We start from the raw sequence: 15,468 nt of genomic DNA, 5'->3' as shown, positions 1-15,468 counted from the left end.
ATAGAATAACATAGCAATTATGTTTAAAAACGATTTTGTGGTTTTGCTTCTACCTCATCTTCGCTCACTGTTTCCGGCAAACGCCAATCAATTGGTTCTTCTCCAAACTGCTGCAAAGCTGCGTTGGTTTTAGAAAAAACTTTTGATCCAAAGAAACCTTTGTGTGCTGAAAAAGGGCTAGGATGCGGTGAAGTCAATACAACGTGGCGGCTTTCATCGATCAGCGCTCTTTTTTTAATCGAAGCATTTCCCCATAAAATGAAGACGATCGGCTTTTCACGGTCATTGAGTTTTTCGATAACAAAATCGGTCAATACTTCCCAACCTTTGTCTTTATGTGAATTGGCTTTTCCTTTTTGGACCGTCAATACTGTATTGAGCAGTAGGACACCTTGTTCTGCCCATGATTTCAAAAAGCCATGCTGAACGGGCGGGATCCCTAAGTCACTATCCAATTCTTTGTAGATATTTCTTAAAGAAGGCGGAACGTTGACCTTTGGCTGAACTGAAAAGCTGAGACCATGTGCTTGATTAGGCCCATGATAAGGATCTTGGCCTAAAATCACGACTTTCACTTGATGATAAGGTGTCCACTCAAATGCTGTCCAAATGTGATGAATATCTGGATAAATGGTCTTGGTTTCATATTCTTCTTTTAAAAAAGCCCGCAGCTTTTGATAAGAAGGATCTTTTGCAGCTTCTTTCAAAATCGGTTCCCAGTCATTGATTACAGGTATCGTCATCTTACTATCTCCTTTCCTATTAGCAGATCTGGACTTATTATCTTATATCTGGCTGGACTTAACAAGTAGCAAGTCTTTTGCATCCATGCTACACTGGAAGAGTAAAATTTTCTTTGGGAGGATGGAGCATGTTACAGTTAATCGTTTCAGATATGGATGGTACATTGCTAAATGAAGTGATGAGTATTTCACAATCAAATGTGGAAGCGATCCGTGCAGCAGAAAAACAAGGTGCCTCTTTTATGGTCGCTACCGGCAGAGGTTATACAGAAGCTAAGCCATTGTTAGAAAAAGCAGGACTTTCATGTCCGCTTATTTCATTAAATGGCGGTCAGATTTTCAATGAAGAAGGAGAAGTTGTCAAAAATATTGGGTTGACGAAAGATTCCGTTCGTAGCATGGTAAATATCATCGAAGAAGCTGGTTTATACTATGAAATGACGACTTCAAAAGGTATTTTTTCCAATAACAAAGCCAAACGTATTGAGACTGTAGCCTCATTACTAGTTGAATTGAATCCAGACACCTCTTATAAAATGGCTGTCATTTTGGCGTCTGCCCGTCTAGAAGTGATGAATATTCACTATATCGATGACTATAGTGAGCTGATCGAAGATGATACCATTGAAATCATTAAAGTGATCGTATTTAGTGAAGGAGGTCAACCAGTTTTACAACCTTTAGCCAAACAGATCAATAAAACGGGTGAGTTGGCGATTACTTCTTCCTTTGAAAATAATATTGAGATCAACCATATCAATGCACAAAAAGGAATTGCTGTTAAAGAATTCGCTAAAGACTTAAACATTCCTCTAGAAAATATCATGACGATCGGTGACAACAATAATGACCTATCGATGCTTGAAGTGGCTGGTTATAGCTTTGCAATGGGTAATGGAACGGTTGAGGCAAAAGCTGCAGCTAAGTACACGACCTCTACCAATAATGAAAATGGTGTAGGAGAAGCCATCATGCGCGTTTTGAACAACAACTTATAATCCTTCACCTCTGCAAAAAAAGCAAAAAAGGTTACAGTTCTCCTTTTTCTTTCGTTACTATCCATAGAACGATCAAGAATGAAAGGAGAATGTAAATGGATCCAAGTACAGAATGGCTGTCTGCGACGGTCGAACTTGTCAGCAATATCGGCTTTCCTATCTTTATTTCTCTATACTTGCTGCAGCGTATGGAAACAAAGTTAGATGCAGTCGTTAAAGCTTTACAAGAGCTCAGCACTGTCATAAAGACAGCAAAATAAAGAAAACCCAAAAAACTCTTTCCAGGCGGAAAAGATTGGTCGTGATCCCACTCACGCCTTTCTCCCCTTTTTGGCAAGAGTTTTTTTCATTCGGTGGTTGTATGTGCTACCACTTCTACTTTGATTCGATCAGGATCTTCAAAAAAGACTGCATAATGATTTTCCCCTCCAGCAAATGGAAACCGATCAGAATAAAGAATCGGGCACTCTCTTTCAAGCAATTCTGCTCGCAATTGATTTACTTCTTCTTCTGTATCCACCCAAAAAGCTAAGTGATTCAGTCCTATCTGTTTCCGGTGGTAGCCGTCTTTTAAAAACGCTGTTTCTGCTTGCACAAAAACGAGATAATTTTCCTTGTCTTTGTAACTGAAACCTTTATCCCACTCTTGAAAAAGCTGATACCCTAACCTTTCTAGCAACCATGACCAAAAAACACGGCTTTTCTTCAAATTACTGACGTTTAACTCAACATGGTGTAAGGGCATTGGCTATTCTCCCATCTACTATTTTTTTCAGTATAAGGGAAAAAGCTCTTCTTGTCAGTTGATCTGCGGATAGATTCTTCTCTGCTCACCCATACCCTTTCGCTAAGATATAGAATAAGCCTGATAGCAAAAGCGACATATCTAAGCTGCGAATAAGATCGTCGACTTAAAATAAAAAAGAATAAAAAATAGAACCCCTCGTCATCGCAAATATGAAAGTTTTTAACCATTCATTAGATCGAACCTTTTTTTACCTTCCCTTCGATTTCGTCCTTTTTTTTGTTATAATAGATTAAAGGACGAAAAAAACTTTTTCGTTAGCTGTTCGACGAGTTAATGTAACCAAGAAAACTTTTTAGAAGAATGAATCCTTTAAGGTGATGATAAAAATGGTTCGTCTTTATATGAAAGAAGCATTCGTCTCAAAAAAAGAAAGAGTTATTGTCAAAAACGAATCTGGACAAGATATTTTTTTGGTTGTCGGCAAATGGGGAAGAATCGGCGATACACTCTCACTATATGCCATGAATGGATCCTTACTGGTTGAAGTGAAGCAAGTAACGCTCTCTCTTTTACCCAAGTTTGATTTATACGTTCACAACAAAAAAATCGGCTCGATCACTAAACATCTAGGTTATCGAAAGCCTTACTTTAAGGTCAGCCACTTAAACTGGATCGTTTCGGGAGATTTTGAAGCACATTGTTACTATATCAAACACTTACAGAAAACCATTATGGAAATGGAAAAGACTTCCATTTCTTTTGGTGATTTTTATATGCTGACAATCTCGGACCCTTACTATGCCCCTATTTGTGTAGTGATCTCGCTGATTGTGGATCACTATGCAAAAGACAAGAAAAAAGACGGTAAAAAGGCCCCTGAAAAATTACAAATCATTCAACCAGTGTAAACTAAAAAAGCACGTCCGCTACTGAACCATTTGTTCACTAGTGGACGTGCATTTTTCTATGTATTTATTAAAACGAACGAAAGCAGGACTGCTTTTTTTCATGTATCTTCTACTAACCGGGTAAATTTGGATTAAAAATTGAAAAACTAACATAGAAAAGGTTAAGGACTAAATTTTCTATAAATTTTTTGTTTTTTTTTATTTACTTAACACTACATTAATTTTTAGGTTTCCATCAACCTTATTAGGGGTAATGAGGTTGTTTTTGTAAAAAAGAGAGCTAAATAAAGCATCTAAAAAAAGTAATTGCATTTATGCAATTACCTTTTTTCTAGCTACTGAGAGGTTTTGTCCCAGTCTCTTTAGTTCAATGCTGCTTTTATTGCATGACGCTTTTTTCCATATGGTCATATAGGTGCGTGCCAAGCAATACTTCGCCAACTTTTTTAAAGCCTTGTTTTTCATACAAACGTTTGGCTCTTTCATTGTTTTGGTCACAGTTCAGACCAATCACTGTTTCTCCAGCTGCCAAAGCTCTTTCAGGTAAACTTTCAAGCAGCTCAGACGCTACCCCTTGTCTGCGAAACGCAGGATCAGTCAACAATAAGTCTAAGTACCATTCTCCAGCATGTGTCTCTAAATCAAAGGCATCTGCGATCAAAAAACCGTATCCGTTCTCTTCCATCAACGCTTTAAAACTTTGATCTTGCTCTTTCTCCAGCTCTCCTTTGTACCCAAAGACCATACCAGCTACTTTCCCATCACGAATGGCTACTTGTGCATTTTCATAACGATAACGATAATCTTCCTTATCCATACAAATGTTGATCCATTCCTCCAACTTCTCAAGTGGAATCTCTTGGATCAATGGTGATTCCATATCTCGATAAGTTTGCAAGATGCCTTGCAGTAAAGCTTCACTATCTTGTTCATTTGCTGTGCGAATCATTTTTTCACTTTCCTTTCTGTCCCTTTTAGCATACTGAATCCGCAGATAATGTGCAAGAGGCTGGGGTTTAGATGCACTGGAAATTTTTTCATGTTTGCGGTAAAATAGAGGTAAGGAGAAAGTTTAAATAGTTGTTTTCCTACATCCTCACTATTGTTAGATGAAACAAAAGGAGGTCATCAGGATGTTTTTAACAATCACAGATGCAGCACAAAAACGGATCGAAAAAGCAGAAAATAAGCACCCAGGAAAGCTTTCCTTTTACTATGAAAGTAAAATTGGTTGTGAGTGCGGAAATACTGGTATCTTCACACTGCGCCTTTTAGATCATGAAGATAAAGACATGGATGGCTCATTAGATACAACGATCGGTCAACTTCCAATTCAAGAATGGTCTTTGTCCTATCTAGATGAAGAAATGACTTTAGACTATAAACCCGAAAAAAATACTTTAGTGCTCAAAGGACAAAGCGGATTGATCAATCCAAACGTCATCGTTACAGATGAAGATGGAAAACTTGTTCTATAAACCCTCTATACAAGACATGCATTAAAACAACTTTCAAAGAACTTTCTAAGGCAGCAAAATACAAACCATAGAATTGATTTATTAAACCCAAAAGCTGCTATTCATCTTATAATGGATGGATAGCAGCTTTTTTGTGATTGGCTTTTTTTGGATCTACCCTATTTCATGTTGGCCAGTAAAAAATCCTTTCTTTTTGATGTTAACCCCTTAAAAACTCATGGCTTTCCATCAGCAATTCCATCGAACAGAGGAAATTTCTTTACCAATAGTCGCTTTTTTATATTCAACACAAGACTCATTCTAGTATGAACGAAAGGAGAAATACATATGCCAACTGGCGTGATCATTAGTGCAAGTTCCGTTTTATTGGGCGGACTATTAGGAGGGTTTTTTGGGCAACAAACTATCAGAAAAATTCAAAACCGAAATGATGTTGATTTTCGGCGTGTGTTCTATGGGGATGGGAATCGCTTCTATTGCTCCTATGAAGTATATGCCGGCTGTTATTTTCGCTCTAGTGATCGGAACAGCTATTGGATTAGCTGTCCACTTAGGGGAATGGATCAACAAAGGCGGGGCTTTGATGCATCGCCCCATTTCAAAAATATTCCCGAATGAAAAACTAGAGATCTCTCATGAAGAATTTATGAACAGCCTTGTTACGATCATTGTATTGTTCTGCGCAAGCGGTACAGGCATTTATGGCAGTTTAGATGCTGGAATGACCGGAGACAGTACGATTTTAATCTCCAAATCAATTTTAGATTTCTTTACTGCTGCTATTTTTGCTTGCAATGTAGGGTATGTTGTCTCTGTTATTGCTATTCCGCAATTTATCCTCTTATTTCTTTTATTCTTACTCGCTAAGTTTATCTTTCCTTTGACGACTCCAGAGATGATCTTGGATTTCAAAGCTTGCGGTGGATTTTTGATGCTGGCTACCGGCTTTCGGTTGATCAAATTAAAAATGTTTCCTATTGCTGACATGATTCCTGCCATGATTCTTGTGATGCCATTGAGTTGGGCTTGGGCTAATTGGATTTTGCCTTTACTGTAACCAATCCCTGCTACTGAGCAGCTCGCATCTATTCTAATTTTCAGCAGTAAATCAAGCTGCAGTGCGTTGTCGGCAGTACAAGGAAAACATGTAAAAAGCACGCTTATCTGATCATTGGATTGGTCAGTAAGCGTGCTTTTTATTATTCTCATTTCATTTTTAAGACTATTAATCTGTTTTCAATTCTTCTTTGATTCTTTCAGCTACTTTAACCGGAATGCCTAAGCTGCTGATTTCCTCCACAGAAGCTTCTTTGACCTTTTTGACTGACTTGTAATGGCGCAAAATCCTGGTTCTTGTCTTTGGCCCTACGCCGTCGATTCGGTCTAAGCGAGAAGAAAAGCTATTCTTGCTGCGCACATTACGATGAAATGTGATCGCAAAACGATGGACTTCATCTTGAATACGTTGAACCAAGTAAAAAGCTTGACTAGTCGGGGCTAATGGTACAAGGTCATGCGTTTCACCAAAAATGAGCGAAGCCGTTCTGTGCTTATTGTCTTTGACCATTCCCGCTACAGGAATATCTAAACCTAGCTCATTTTCTAATACGTCCATTGCTCCATTTACTTGGATTTTTCCACCATCCATTAAAATTAAATCAGGCAAGGGTTTATTTTCTTTCAGCAAACGAGAATAGCGTCTTCTAATGACTTCTTGAGTTGTTGCCAATTCATTGCTGCCTTTGACTGTTTTGATATTATACTTGCGGTATTGATTTTTATCTGGTGACCCATCTTTAAAAGAAACCATTGCAGAAACGGGATTGGTTCCTTGAATATTTGAATGGTCAAATGCTTCGATCCTAGAAATAAACGGCAGTTGTAAAGCTTCTGATAATTCTTCTACTGCCCCGATCGTTTTCTTGTCATCCATTTCGATCAGCTTGAATTTTTCATTCAAAGCAATCTCACTATTTTTTGTTGCGAGATCTAACATGTCTCTCTTACGCCCTTTTAGCGGCACCTTAACCGTCACACCAAGCACCTCCGCCAGCAATTCAGTATCGATCCCTTCAGGAACAAGTACTTCTTTCGGCAAAATATGGTTGTTTTCTTGATAGAATTGCACGATATAAGAAGCTAATTCTTCTTCAGGCGTATTGTAACATGGAAAAAGTGTAGCCTCTCTTTTAATGAGCGTTGCTTGTCGAATAAAGAAAGTCTGGATGGAGATCCAGCCTTTATTCATGTAATAACTGAAAACATCTCTTGTCGTAAAGTCATTCGAAATGATATTTTGTTTTTCGACAGTCGTTTCGATATAGCGCATTTGGTTGCGGTATTCAGCCGCACGTTCAAATTCCATGCTTTCAGAAGCTTCCAGCATTTTTTGTTTCAATGCTCTTTTCACTTCTTTTACATCTCCATTTAAGAAGCGTTTGATTTTTTCAATTTGTGCTGCATATTCTTCTACCGGCACTTCATGGTCGCATGGACCGATGCATTGACCAATATGGTAGTAAAGACAAGCGCGTTTCTGCTTTCCGTTGCATTTGCGTAATGGATAGATCTTTTGGATAAACTGCTGAGTTTCAGTCGCTGCATACACATTAGGATAAGGACCAAAATATAAAGCCCCATCTTTTTCGACATCCGACGTGATGATCAGCTGCGGATCTCGTTCGTTAGTGATTTTTAAGTAAGGATAATTGGTTCCTTGTTTCAGCTTGATATTGTACTTCGGCTGATGCTTTTTGATCAGTGTGATTTCCAATAGCAAAGCTTCTTTATCCGATCCGGTGATGATCGTTTCAAAATCCACGATCTCTTCCACTAATAGCTGTGTTTTACCTTCATGACTTCCTCTAAAATAAGAACGGACGCGATTTTTTAAGTTTTTGGCTTTTCCGATGTAAATAATCTCTTTGCTTTTGTTTTTCATAATGTAGCAGCCCGGCAAGTCCGGAAGTAATGCTAATTTATGATCAATGTACTCACTGGCCATTTTTTCTCAATCCTTTTGATTTTTAACTCGATATTGTCTCTATTATAGACTCTTCCAGCTTATTCGTCCACAGCACGCAAAAGCGACGGAAATAGACTTTTCCCGTCGCTTTTAGCTTTTGCTCTTTAATTCAATATTTTGATGGTTACCGTTTTTCTTCCCCAGTTCATCGCTTGTTGAACAGTTGGGAAATGCACGTCAATTCTGTTTCCTTTGATCGCGCCGCCTGTATCTCCAGCAATCGCTACGCCATAACCTGGGATCTCAACTTTTGAACCTAATGGAATAACACTAGGGTCAACAGCGATCACGCGTGGGTTTTTCGTTAAGTCAATGCCTGTAGCTGTGTGTGTACTCAACCCTGCTTCTTTGGTTGAATAACCTGTAGCAGAAACAACGATTGTTTTTGCTGAAGAAGAAGATTCCTTCTTATCTGTTTCTTCTTTAGCTTTTTCAGTTGCTTGAGGTTTTTCCTTTTTAGCTGGCGTTGAAGAAGATGTTGTTTCTTTTTCTTCTTTAGCAGCTACTTTAGTTTCTTGTTTAGCAGGCTCAGCTTGTTGTTTTTCTTTCTTGCTGACTTGTTGTGCCACTACTTTTTCTTGTTTGGCTTTTTCAGCGGCTGCCTTTTCTTGTGCCGCTTTTTCAGCAGCTGCTTTTGCATCAGCAATACGTTTTTCTTCTGTTGCTCTTTGTTTGTCTAATTCATTTAACAAGGCTTGGTTTTCATCCATTGTTTTTTGCAAACCAGCCACTTGTTTGTCTAAAGCTTCTTTTTGTTGAGCAGCAGCTGTTGTTTCTTTTTCCAAAGCTGTTTTATCTGCTTTTTGTTTTTCTTCTAAAGCCAATAATTTGTCTGCTTCTTCCTTAGCCACATCAACTTGTTCATTACCGGCTGATTGAAGTGTCATCAATACATATGCCCGGTTGAAGAAGTCTGTTAAACTTTCAGATTCCATTAAAGCTAAAACAGTGTTTTGATTCACTTCAGTTGTTTGAATGGATTTCAAGCGGTTCTTTGCTTGTTCTACACGTTCTTCTACAACTTGTTTTTGTTCTGTGATCTCTTCGCCTGTTTGTTTGATCGTGCTTTCTAAATCTGTGATTTTCCCTTGCAAGGCTGTTAGTTCTTCATTTTTGTCATTTACTTCTACTAGTGTCCGATTGATTTGGTAATCCAAATCTGCCATTTCTTTTTCTTTAGATTGTTGTTGTGATTTGATTTCATCTAATGTTGCTGCTGAACCATTCACTGGCATAGCTGTAAAAATCAAAAATCCTGTCAGCAAGCTAGCAACCAGTTTCCTCTTTTTCATAAACAACGCCCTTCTGTTCTTTTTTTATTTAATACCCTTTTTTTCTTAACTGCCTACTTATTATAACCAATAAATCTCTTTTGTATGTTTCTTATCCTTTACTTTTTGTTACAGTATGTTTTTAATGTATAATGGTTTTGTAACATTAGTTAAAGGAGGAAAAAATAATGAAAAAACTTTATTATGCAAGTCCGATCTTTTCTGAAATGGAATACACGTATAATGATTTTCTAGTCAAAAAAATTCGTGAAGAATATCCAGAATTGACCGTCTACTCCCCTCAAGAACAAGGAGAAATCAACGATAAGGAAAGCTATGCGGATTCTATTGCCATTGCTAAATATGATACTGAAGCTCTACTTTCAAGCGACATCATGATTGCCGTTTTAGACGGTGTCACGATCGATGCTGGCGTCGCTTCTGAAATTGGTGTGGCCTATCAAGCTGGTATTCCGATCATTGGATTGTTTACGGATTCACGCCAACAAGGTGCAACCAATAAACAAAAGCTGGAAGCCTTACAAAGCACAGCAGAATCACAATTTGCCTATGTCAACCTTTATACAGTCGGTTTGATTAAAATGAATGGGCAAGTTTATAATACCTCAAAAGAAATGATTCAAGCTATTCAGTCATACTTGTAATATGATTGTTACATTTCTGTCAGTTTTGTCTTTTCAAACAGGCAACAAATAAGTCAAAAAATAAACAAAAACCTCATTTCAACCTTTTTTCATTGAAATGAGGTTTTTGTTTAGGCCATGATTTCATTCATCCTTCGCTTAGTCACAAGATTTTAGCTGAGGATCAAGTAGGTGCTCGTGACCGCTTTGCTTGTTGCCAAATGCCTACCTGATGCCATGAAGAAACTATTCAACGTCGGCTAGGTAGAAACAAGGCCTCTTTAAACGAAATAAAAATGAAATTTAGGTTAAATCATTGTTTCAACCCCATCCATTCGCAAGGAATGCTGAACTGGCAGCTGCAGCAACAAAAAAACCGGGAAATAGTTCTCGACTTCCATTATGAGGGTTTCTTTTTGACCAAAAGGCTTAGCAACCAGCCTAAAATAAAGCCGATTAGACTTGGAATAAGCCATCCCATGCCGATGTCAAACAAAGGAACGTAACGGCTGTAAAAAGCCAAAACCTTTTGTGCCCAATCTTGTTCGCTGATAAAGCTTGGCAAATAATGAAGGAAATCTGCCGCACTGACAAGTAACGTAAACATTGTCGTTGTAACGTAAACGATCTGCCGGTTCTTGAATAAAGGCGATAAAATGGCCATGAGGATCAATACAATCGCTAATGGATACAAAAACATTAATACCGGTAAGGAATAAGCTATGATATTGGTTAATCCTACGTTAGCAGCTAGGCAGGAAACGGCACTAAACAAAACGACATAGGTCCGATAGCTGAATGAGTGCGGAAAGAGTTGATAAAAAGTCTCAGCCCCCGCCGTAATCAAGCCAATAGCAGTTTTTAAGCAAGCCAAAGTCACGATAATCGCTAATAAGAAACTGCCGAAACCGCCGAAGTAATGATGAGCGATTTGCGCTAAAGCGATCCCACCGTTTTCTGACACGGCAAATGTTCCGGTGCTCATCGTTCCAATATAAGCTAAACAGGCATAAATGATCGCCATCAGCACCACACTGATAAAGCCTGCTTTTATAGTATCTTTGGCAATATCCGCTGGTTTCGTTACACCTAGTCCTTTGATCGTTTGGACTACGATCACTCCAAATGCCAGCGATGCCAAAGCGTCCATTGTATTATATCCTTCTAAAAAACCATTGTTAAAAGCTCCTGAAACATAAGATGGATCTGGCATTTCATTTGCCACACTACCCATGGGCTTGAAAAAAGCAAAAAGGATCAGTAATCCTAGAAAAAGTAGGAACAAAGGATTCAGCACTTTCCCAACATAGACTAAGATTTTCGTCGGTTTCAGCGACAACAGCAAAGCAACACTGAAAAAAGTAATCGTAAAAACGGCTAGTCCCACTGTTTGGAATCGCTCAGGAATGTGTTGCGCAAAACCTACCTCAAAAGATGTCGTACCCAAACGCGGGGTCGCAAAAAATGGACCAATCGTTAAATACAATGCAATGGTCATCAAATAGGCATAGATCGGATGAACGCGGCTTGCCAATTGAAATAGGCTGCTGCTATTGGTCATCGCTAAGGCAACGACTCCTAAGAAGGGCAGCCCTGTCGCTGTGATCAAAAAGCCGATCGTAGCTGCCCCAACATTTGTACCTGCAAGCTGTCCCATATGTACAGGAAAAATCAAGTTCCCCGCTCCAAAAAATAAGCCAAACAACAGCGATCCTACCATTAAATAAGAAGATAGGGATAATTTTTTACTCTCTTGCATTCTTTTTTTAGCCTCCAATGCTTTTTCCTGTTTTTCCTATAATAACTTTTTTTCTGCCGCCTGACCAGTTAAAAATTCAGAAAATTCTGTTATTTCCTTTCTAGATGGATCATATAAGGTTTTCTCTTGCTTGCTCAAGCTTTTAACGGCTTGTGAATTTGTAAAATAGAGGCGTATTTCGCAAATTCACTCGAGCGGCATTCAAAAAGAGAACCTAACAATTGAACATTTTTTGCTCAATCGTGAAGTTCTCTTTCGTATTTGTGCTTCAAATTTGCTTTCTATTCATTATTCTGTATAGACTCTCGCTTTTTTTTCAAGGTGGTTTTGCAGTACAGTAAATGAACTGCAGATGGCCCAATAAACCAATGCCACTAAGATATACATCGTCATATAATCGTATTCTCTTCCGCCAACAATTTTTGCGTTTTGGAAAATCTCCGGTACAGTGATCATGGCAGCAAGTGATGTTCCTTTGATCACATCTAGCAAGACATTGCTCATCGGTGGAATAGCGATTCGAAATGCTTGAGGAACAATGATTTTCCGCATGATAAAGTTCCACTTCAATCCTAATGCATAAGCAGCTTCCCACTGTCCATCATCAACGGATGACAGAGCTGAACGAATAATTTCAGCGATGTAGGCTGCTGAACTGAGACTAAAGCCGATCACTGCAGCTACTTCTGCTTTAAACTGGACCCCGATAAATGGAAAACCAAAATATAACAGAAATAAAAAGACCAACGTTGGCGTTCCCCGCATAAAAGAGATGTAAGTTCGCGCGAGTAATTCTAAAATTTTAATAGGCGACATCCGCATAACAGCTAACACAAATCCAATCAACGTTCCAAACAAAACACTCAAGACTGCGATTCCTAATGTATACGGGATGCCTTTTAAGACGTAAGGCAGGCTGTCAAGAGCTAGCGTAGGATTGAAAATGAGATGCCAATCAATATTTCCAAGCATACTTTTTCGCTCCTATTCTACTTCGATGACAGGCAAATCTTCAAAACCTTCTACTGGCTTAGTAATGTCCTGTCCATTGTAAAATTCTTTTGAAACATCAGATAGAATCTGTTCCTCTTTCAATTCTTTTAAGATTTTATTGATCTCATCTCTTAAAGAAGTGTCTTCTTTGCTGAAAATCATGCCTGAAGTAGTAGGATTATATTGAACATCCGACATTTTCACTCCTAATTCAGAAAACTTTTGAACTGCAGACGAAGAAAGGAAGTAATCATGCATCACGATATCGATCCGTCCGCTGGCAATGTCTCTGAAGTAAACATCATTGGTTGCATTATCGTAAGGGACAACTTCAGCACCTAATGTTGTCGCCATGTCTGACCAAATCGAAGTTGCTGCGCCTCCAGCTTTCTTTCCTTTTACATCTTCCAGTTTTTGAATCCCTGAATCATCTGATTCGCGGACAACGATCCCTCCGACTGTATACTTGGTCGGGTCAGAAAAGTAAAATTTTTCTTGTCGGTCTTCAGTGATATCGATCCCGGCTGCCACGTCTGCTGTACCATTCAAAACAGCCGTTAAAATTCCATCAAATCCCATCTCGTCAAATTCGATCTCTACTCCTAAACGTTCTGCGATTTCGCGCAGTACTTCTGTTTCATAACCCGTTAATTCATTCGTTTTTTCGTCATGATAGGAACTAGGAAATAAGGTGCCAGAAGTTGCGACTTTCAGCACACCCGCTTCTTTCACTTTTTCCAATTTTGTCTGTTCTACGCTTTTTTCAGAATCAGCAGAAGAACCTGTCTTCGCAGTTTCGCAACCTGATAAAAGCAACAAACCCATCGCCAAAAACAAACCTGTCCATTTTTTTAACACTTTATTTTCATCCTCTACTCTTCTTTTCTGTGCACCTCATTAGGGTAGCAACCGAGTAAAAAACAGTCAATGTTTGCAGACAAATCCCTTTTCAGTTTAGGCGTTCATTGCTTCCAAAAACGCGAGAATAAGCTGTTTGCTTACTGAGTAGACAAACAATTTTGTTTTTTGGGGGGGGAAATTTGATAGATCTTTTATGACTTGCACCTTATCCACATCTATCTTTTCAGTTGTCAGCAGTGTGATCGCCTTTTTTGATTTTAATGGTAGGGATAGACTTGATCTCATCTATCAAGGTTCCTTCTTCTTTGGCAGTTTGCGAACGGACAAGATAAGTAGCGTAGTATACTTTTTCTCCATCTTCTTTCCCATGCCCCAATTCGTATTTCATTAAGTACCGCCTTTTCTTTTGCAACAGTTCAAAAACATGCTCCAACTCTTTTTCATTTGATGCGGAAACGCTGAAGCTAACTGTTTCCGTTCCAAATTTCTTAAAAATAAACGTGGACAACTCAAAGGCAACTAGCGTTAAAATGGTCGCTGCGATACTGACCGCATACAGACCTCCGCCTACTGTCAACCCGATACCAGCTGTTGTCCAGATACCGGCCGCACTGTTCAGTCCTCTGACTGATTTTTGTTGAATAATGATCATACCTGCTCCAATAAACCCAATGCCGCTGACGACTTGAGCCGCTACACGCGCTGGGTCTAATTCGTATCCAGGCAAATTGATCACATCATTAAAACCATGTTGGGAGATGATCATGACTAAAGCACTTCCCAGCGAAACAAGGAAGTGTGTTCGAATGCCTGCTTCTTTTGCACGCATTTCTCGGTCGATACCGATCATTCCTCCCAAGATGGCAGCTAAAATCAATCGCACCATAAATACAGCATTCATTCGTCTTCCCTTCTTTCCCGATCACTCATTTCATTTTCTTACGATCATCGCAAACCTTTCAGCAGCACCAAGAAGAGAACGCAGCTGTCTTAACTGGTTCTCTCAAAAAGTATTTTAATAACTCTTATTATAATCGACTAGGTTTCTTGGTAATGCTTCACCTTCCAAATATGCTTGGAGGTTTTCTTTGAAGATCGTAAATAGACGCGTTTTGTAGTGCTCTGCTATCCCAGAAATGTGCGGCGTGATCAGCACATTTTCCATTTCCCAAAGTGGGCTTTCTTTCGGCAAAGGTTCTTCATCAAATACATCCAGCCCAGCAAAAGCCACCGGCCCATTTTGAAGTGCTGCGATCAAATCTTCTGTTTTCACAGAAGGTCCGCGTCCCACATTGATAAATAGCGATCCCTCTTTCATTTTAGAGAAAATCTTTTGATCAAAGAAATGTTTGGTTTCGTCAGTCAAGGGCAAAATATTGACAAGGACATCTGCTTCATCAACGTGATCGATCAAATCTTTTTGTTGATAGATTTCATCCATCGTTTCTACATTTCTGCCGCTACGGTTGATACCGATCGTTTTCATATTAAAAGCTTTAGCTAAACGACCGACTTCTTTGCCGATGTGACCTGTTCCAACGATCATGATCGTCTTATTGTTCAGCTCTTCCATCCCAGTAGGCTCTTCCCACTGTTTTTCTGTTTGTTGTCGAATCGATTGTTGGATGCCTCTCACATAAGCCAGCAACATGCCCAGCACAGATTCTGAAATGGGAACGCTATGTATACCGCTGGCTGTTGTTAAGCGAATGTCTTTTTCAGCTAGCAAGTCTAAATTCATGTAATCTACGCCAGCAGATGGCATTTGGATCCATTTAAGCTGACTCTTTTCATCCTCAAGAAGCGTTTGCCCTTTCTCTTTGTCCCATCCATACAAAATATCGATCTTTTCTGTTGGAAAGTCAGACTCATTGTCCCAACCCTTAATCACTTCATAATCTGAGGCCATTTTTTCTAGTTCTTCTAATTGTTGCGGTTTCATTTCTTTCGGCTCTTTGACAAGTAGTGTTGGTGGGTCAAAAAAGTCAGAGCGATTACATCGCTTTGGCTTTTTTATTTTATGCTGCTTTTTCATCTTTA

Annotated in this window: 15 protein-coding genes and 1 pseudogene; 6 read left to right on the top strand and 10 right to left on the bottom strand. The window is 39.0% G+C overall.

Annotated features, from left to right (window positions below; all coding sequences use genetic code 11):
• Positions 1-23 precede the first annotated feature (23 nt).
• Complete coding sequence (locus tag BM057_RS01625; RefSeq protein WP_092091039.1) at positions 24-743, bottom strand: uracil-DNA glycosylase; 720 nt, start codon at positions 741-743, stop codon at positions 24-26.
• A gap of 128 nt (positions 744-871) precedes the next feature.
• Between BM057_RS01625 and BM057_RS01620 the strand changes: the two genes are divergently transcribed.
• Both BM057_RS01620 and BM057_RS01615 read left to right on the top strand, forming a co-directional pair.
• Entirely contained in the window at positions 872-1,741 is an 870-nt protein-coding gene (locus tag BM057_RS01620) for a Cof-type HAD-IIB family hydrolase (RefSeq protein WP_047390277.1), read from the top strand.
• A gap of 95 nt (positions 1,742-1,836) precedes the next feature.
• A complete protein-coding gene (locus BM057_RS01615) occupies positions 1,837-2,001 on the top strand; it encodes a YvrJ family protein (RefSeq protein WP_081981906.1) in 165 nt (54 codons plus the stop codon).
• Between the two features lie 86 nt (positions 2,002-2,087).
• On the opposite strand, the gene BM057_RS01610 is transcribed toward BM057_RS01615, so the two are convergent.
• Positions 2,088-2,486, bottom strand: coding sequence for a VOC family protein (locus BM057_RS01610; RefSeq protein WP_092091037.1), 399 nt, complete (start codon positions 2,484-2,486; stop codon positions 2,088-2,090).
• A gap of 389 nt (positions 2,487-2,875) precedes the next feature.
• Here BM057_RS01610 and BM057_RS01605 point away from each other — a divergent pair, with 389 nt between their 5' ends.
• Positions 2,876-3,397, top strand: a complete 522-nt coding sequence (locus BM057_RS01605) for an LURP-one-related/scramblase family protein (protein ID WP_177186147.1) — start codon at positions 2,876-2,878, stop codon at positions 3,395-3,397.
• 379 nt (positions 3,398-3,776) lie between these two features.
• Here BM057_RS01605 and BM057_RS01600 read toward each other — a convergent pair whose 3' ends face one another.
• Positions 3,777-4,346 carry a GNAT family N-acetyltransferase gene (locus BM057_RS01600; protein WP_092091035.1) on the bottom strand — a complete coding sequence of 190 codons (570 nt, stop codon included), beginning with the start codon at positions 4,344-4,346 and terminating at the stop codon, positions 3,777-3,779.
• 184 nt (positions 4,347-4,530) lie between these two features.
• On the opposite strand from BM057_RS01600, the gene BM057_RS01595 reads away from it, so the two are divergent.
• Both BM057_RS01595 and BM057_RS01590 read left to right on the top strand, forming a co-directional pair.
• On the top strand, positions 4,531-4,875 hold the full coding sequence (locus tag BM057_RS01595; protein ID WP_092091033.1) for an iron-sulfur cluster biosynthesis family protein: 345 nt from the start codon (positions 4,531-4,533) through the stop codon (positions 4,873-4,875).
• A gap of 327 nt (positions 4,876-5,202) precedes the next feature.
• Positions 5,203-5,932 (top strand): annotated as a pseudogene (locus BM057_RS01590) (DUF554 domain-containing protein).
• A gap of 168 nt (positions 5,933-6,100) precedes the next feature.
• Here BM057_RS01590 and uvrC read toward each other — a convergent pair.
• Positions 6,101-7,879, bottom strand: coding sequence for an excinuclease ABC subunit UvrC (gene uvrC / locus BM057_RS01585; RefSeq protein ID WP_092091031.1), 1,779 nt, complete (start codon positions 7,877-7,879; stop codon positions 6,101-6,103).
• Between the two features lie 125 nt (positions 7,880-8,004).
• Positions 8,005-9,192: a 3D domain-containing protein gene (locus BM057_RS12020; RefSeq protein ID WP_092091029.1), complete on the bottom strand. Its 1,188-nt coding sequence runs from the start codon at positions 9,190-9,192 to the stop codon at positions 8,005-8,007.
• Positions 9,193-9,359: 167 nt separating this feature from the next.
• On the opposite strand from BM057_RS12020, the gene BM057_RS01575 reads away from it, so the two are divergent.
• Entirely contained in the window at positions 9,360-9,836 is a 477-nt protein-coding gene (locus tag BM057_RS01575; RefSeq protein WP_177186146.1) for a nucleoside 2-deoxyribosyltransferase, read from the top strand.
• Between the two features lie 379 nt (positions 9,837-10,215).
• On the opposite strand, the gene brnQ is transcribed toward BM057_RS01575, so the two are convergent.
• The 5 genes from brnQ to BM057_RS01550 all read right to left on the bottom strand — a co-directional run.
• Complete coding sequence (gene brnQ / locus BM057_RS01570) at positions 10,216-11,574, bottom strand: branched-chain amino acid transport system II carrier protein (protein WP_092091025.1); 1,359 nt, start codon at positions 11,572-11,574, stop codon at positions 10,216-10,218.
• A gap of 288 nt (positions 11,575-11,862) precedes the next feature.
• Positions 11,863-12,546 carry an amino acid ABC transporter permease gene (locus tag BM057_RS01565; protein ID WP_092091023.1) on the bottom strand — a complete coding sequence of 228 codons (684 nt, stop codon included), beginning with the start codon at positions 12,544-12,546 and terminating at the stop codon, positions 11,863-11,865.
• A 12-nt stretch (positions 12,547-12,558) separates the two neighbouring features.
• The gene (locus BM057_RS01560; protein WP_092091021.1) at positions 12,559-13,425 is read right to left on the bottom strand and encodes a transporter substrate-binding domain-containing protein; all 867 of its coding nucleotides are present in this window, start codon (positions 13,423-13,425) and stop codon (positions 12,559-12,561) included.
• Positions 13,426-13,651: 226 nt separating this feature from the next.
• A complete protein-coding gene (locus tag BM057_RS01555) occupies positions 13,652-14,329 on the bottom strand; it encodes an MgtC/SapB family protein (RefSeq protein ID WP_092091019.1) in 678 nt (225 codons plus the stop codon).
• A gap of 114 nt (positions 14,330-14,443) precedes the next feature.
• The coding region (locus tag BM057_RS01550) for a phosphoglycerate dehydrogenase (protein WP_342708078.1) at positions 14,444-15,468 on the bottom strand (1,025 nt) is incomplete at its 5' end.

It is taken from the genome of Pisciglobus halotolerans (assembly GCF_900113675.1).
GTDB lineage: Bacteria > Bacillota > Bacilli > Lactobacillales > Carnobacteriaceae > Pisciglobus > Pisciglobus halotolerans.
This window is presented reverse-complemented; position numbering and strand designations above follow the sequence as displayed.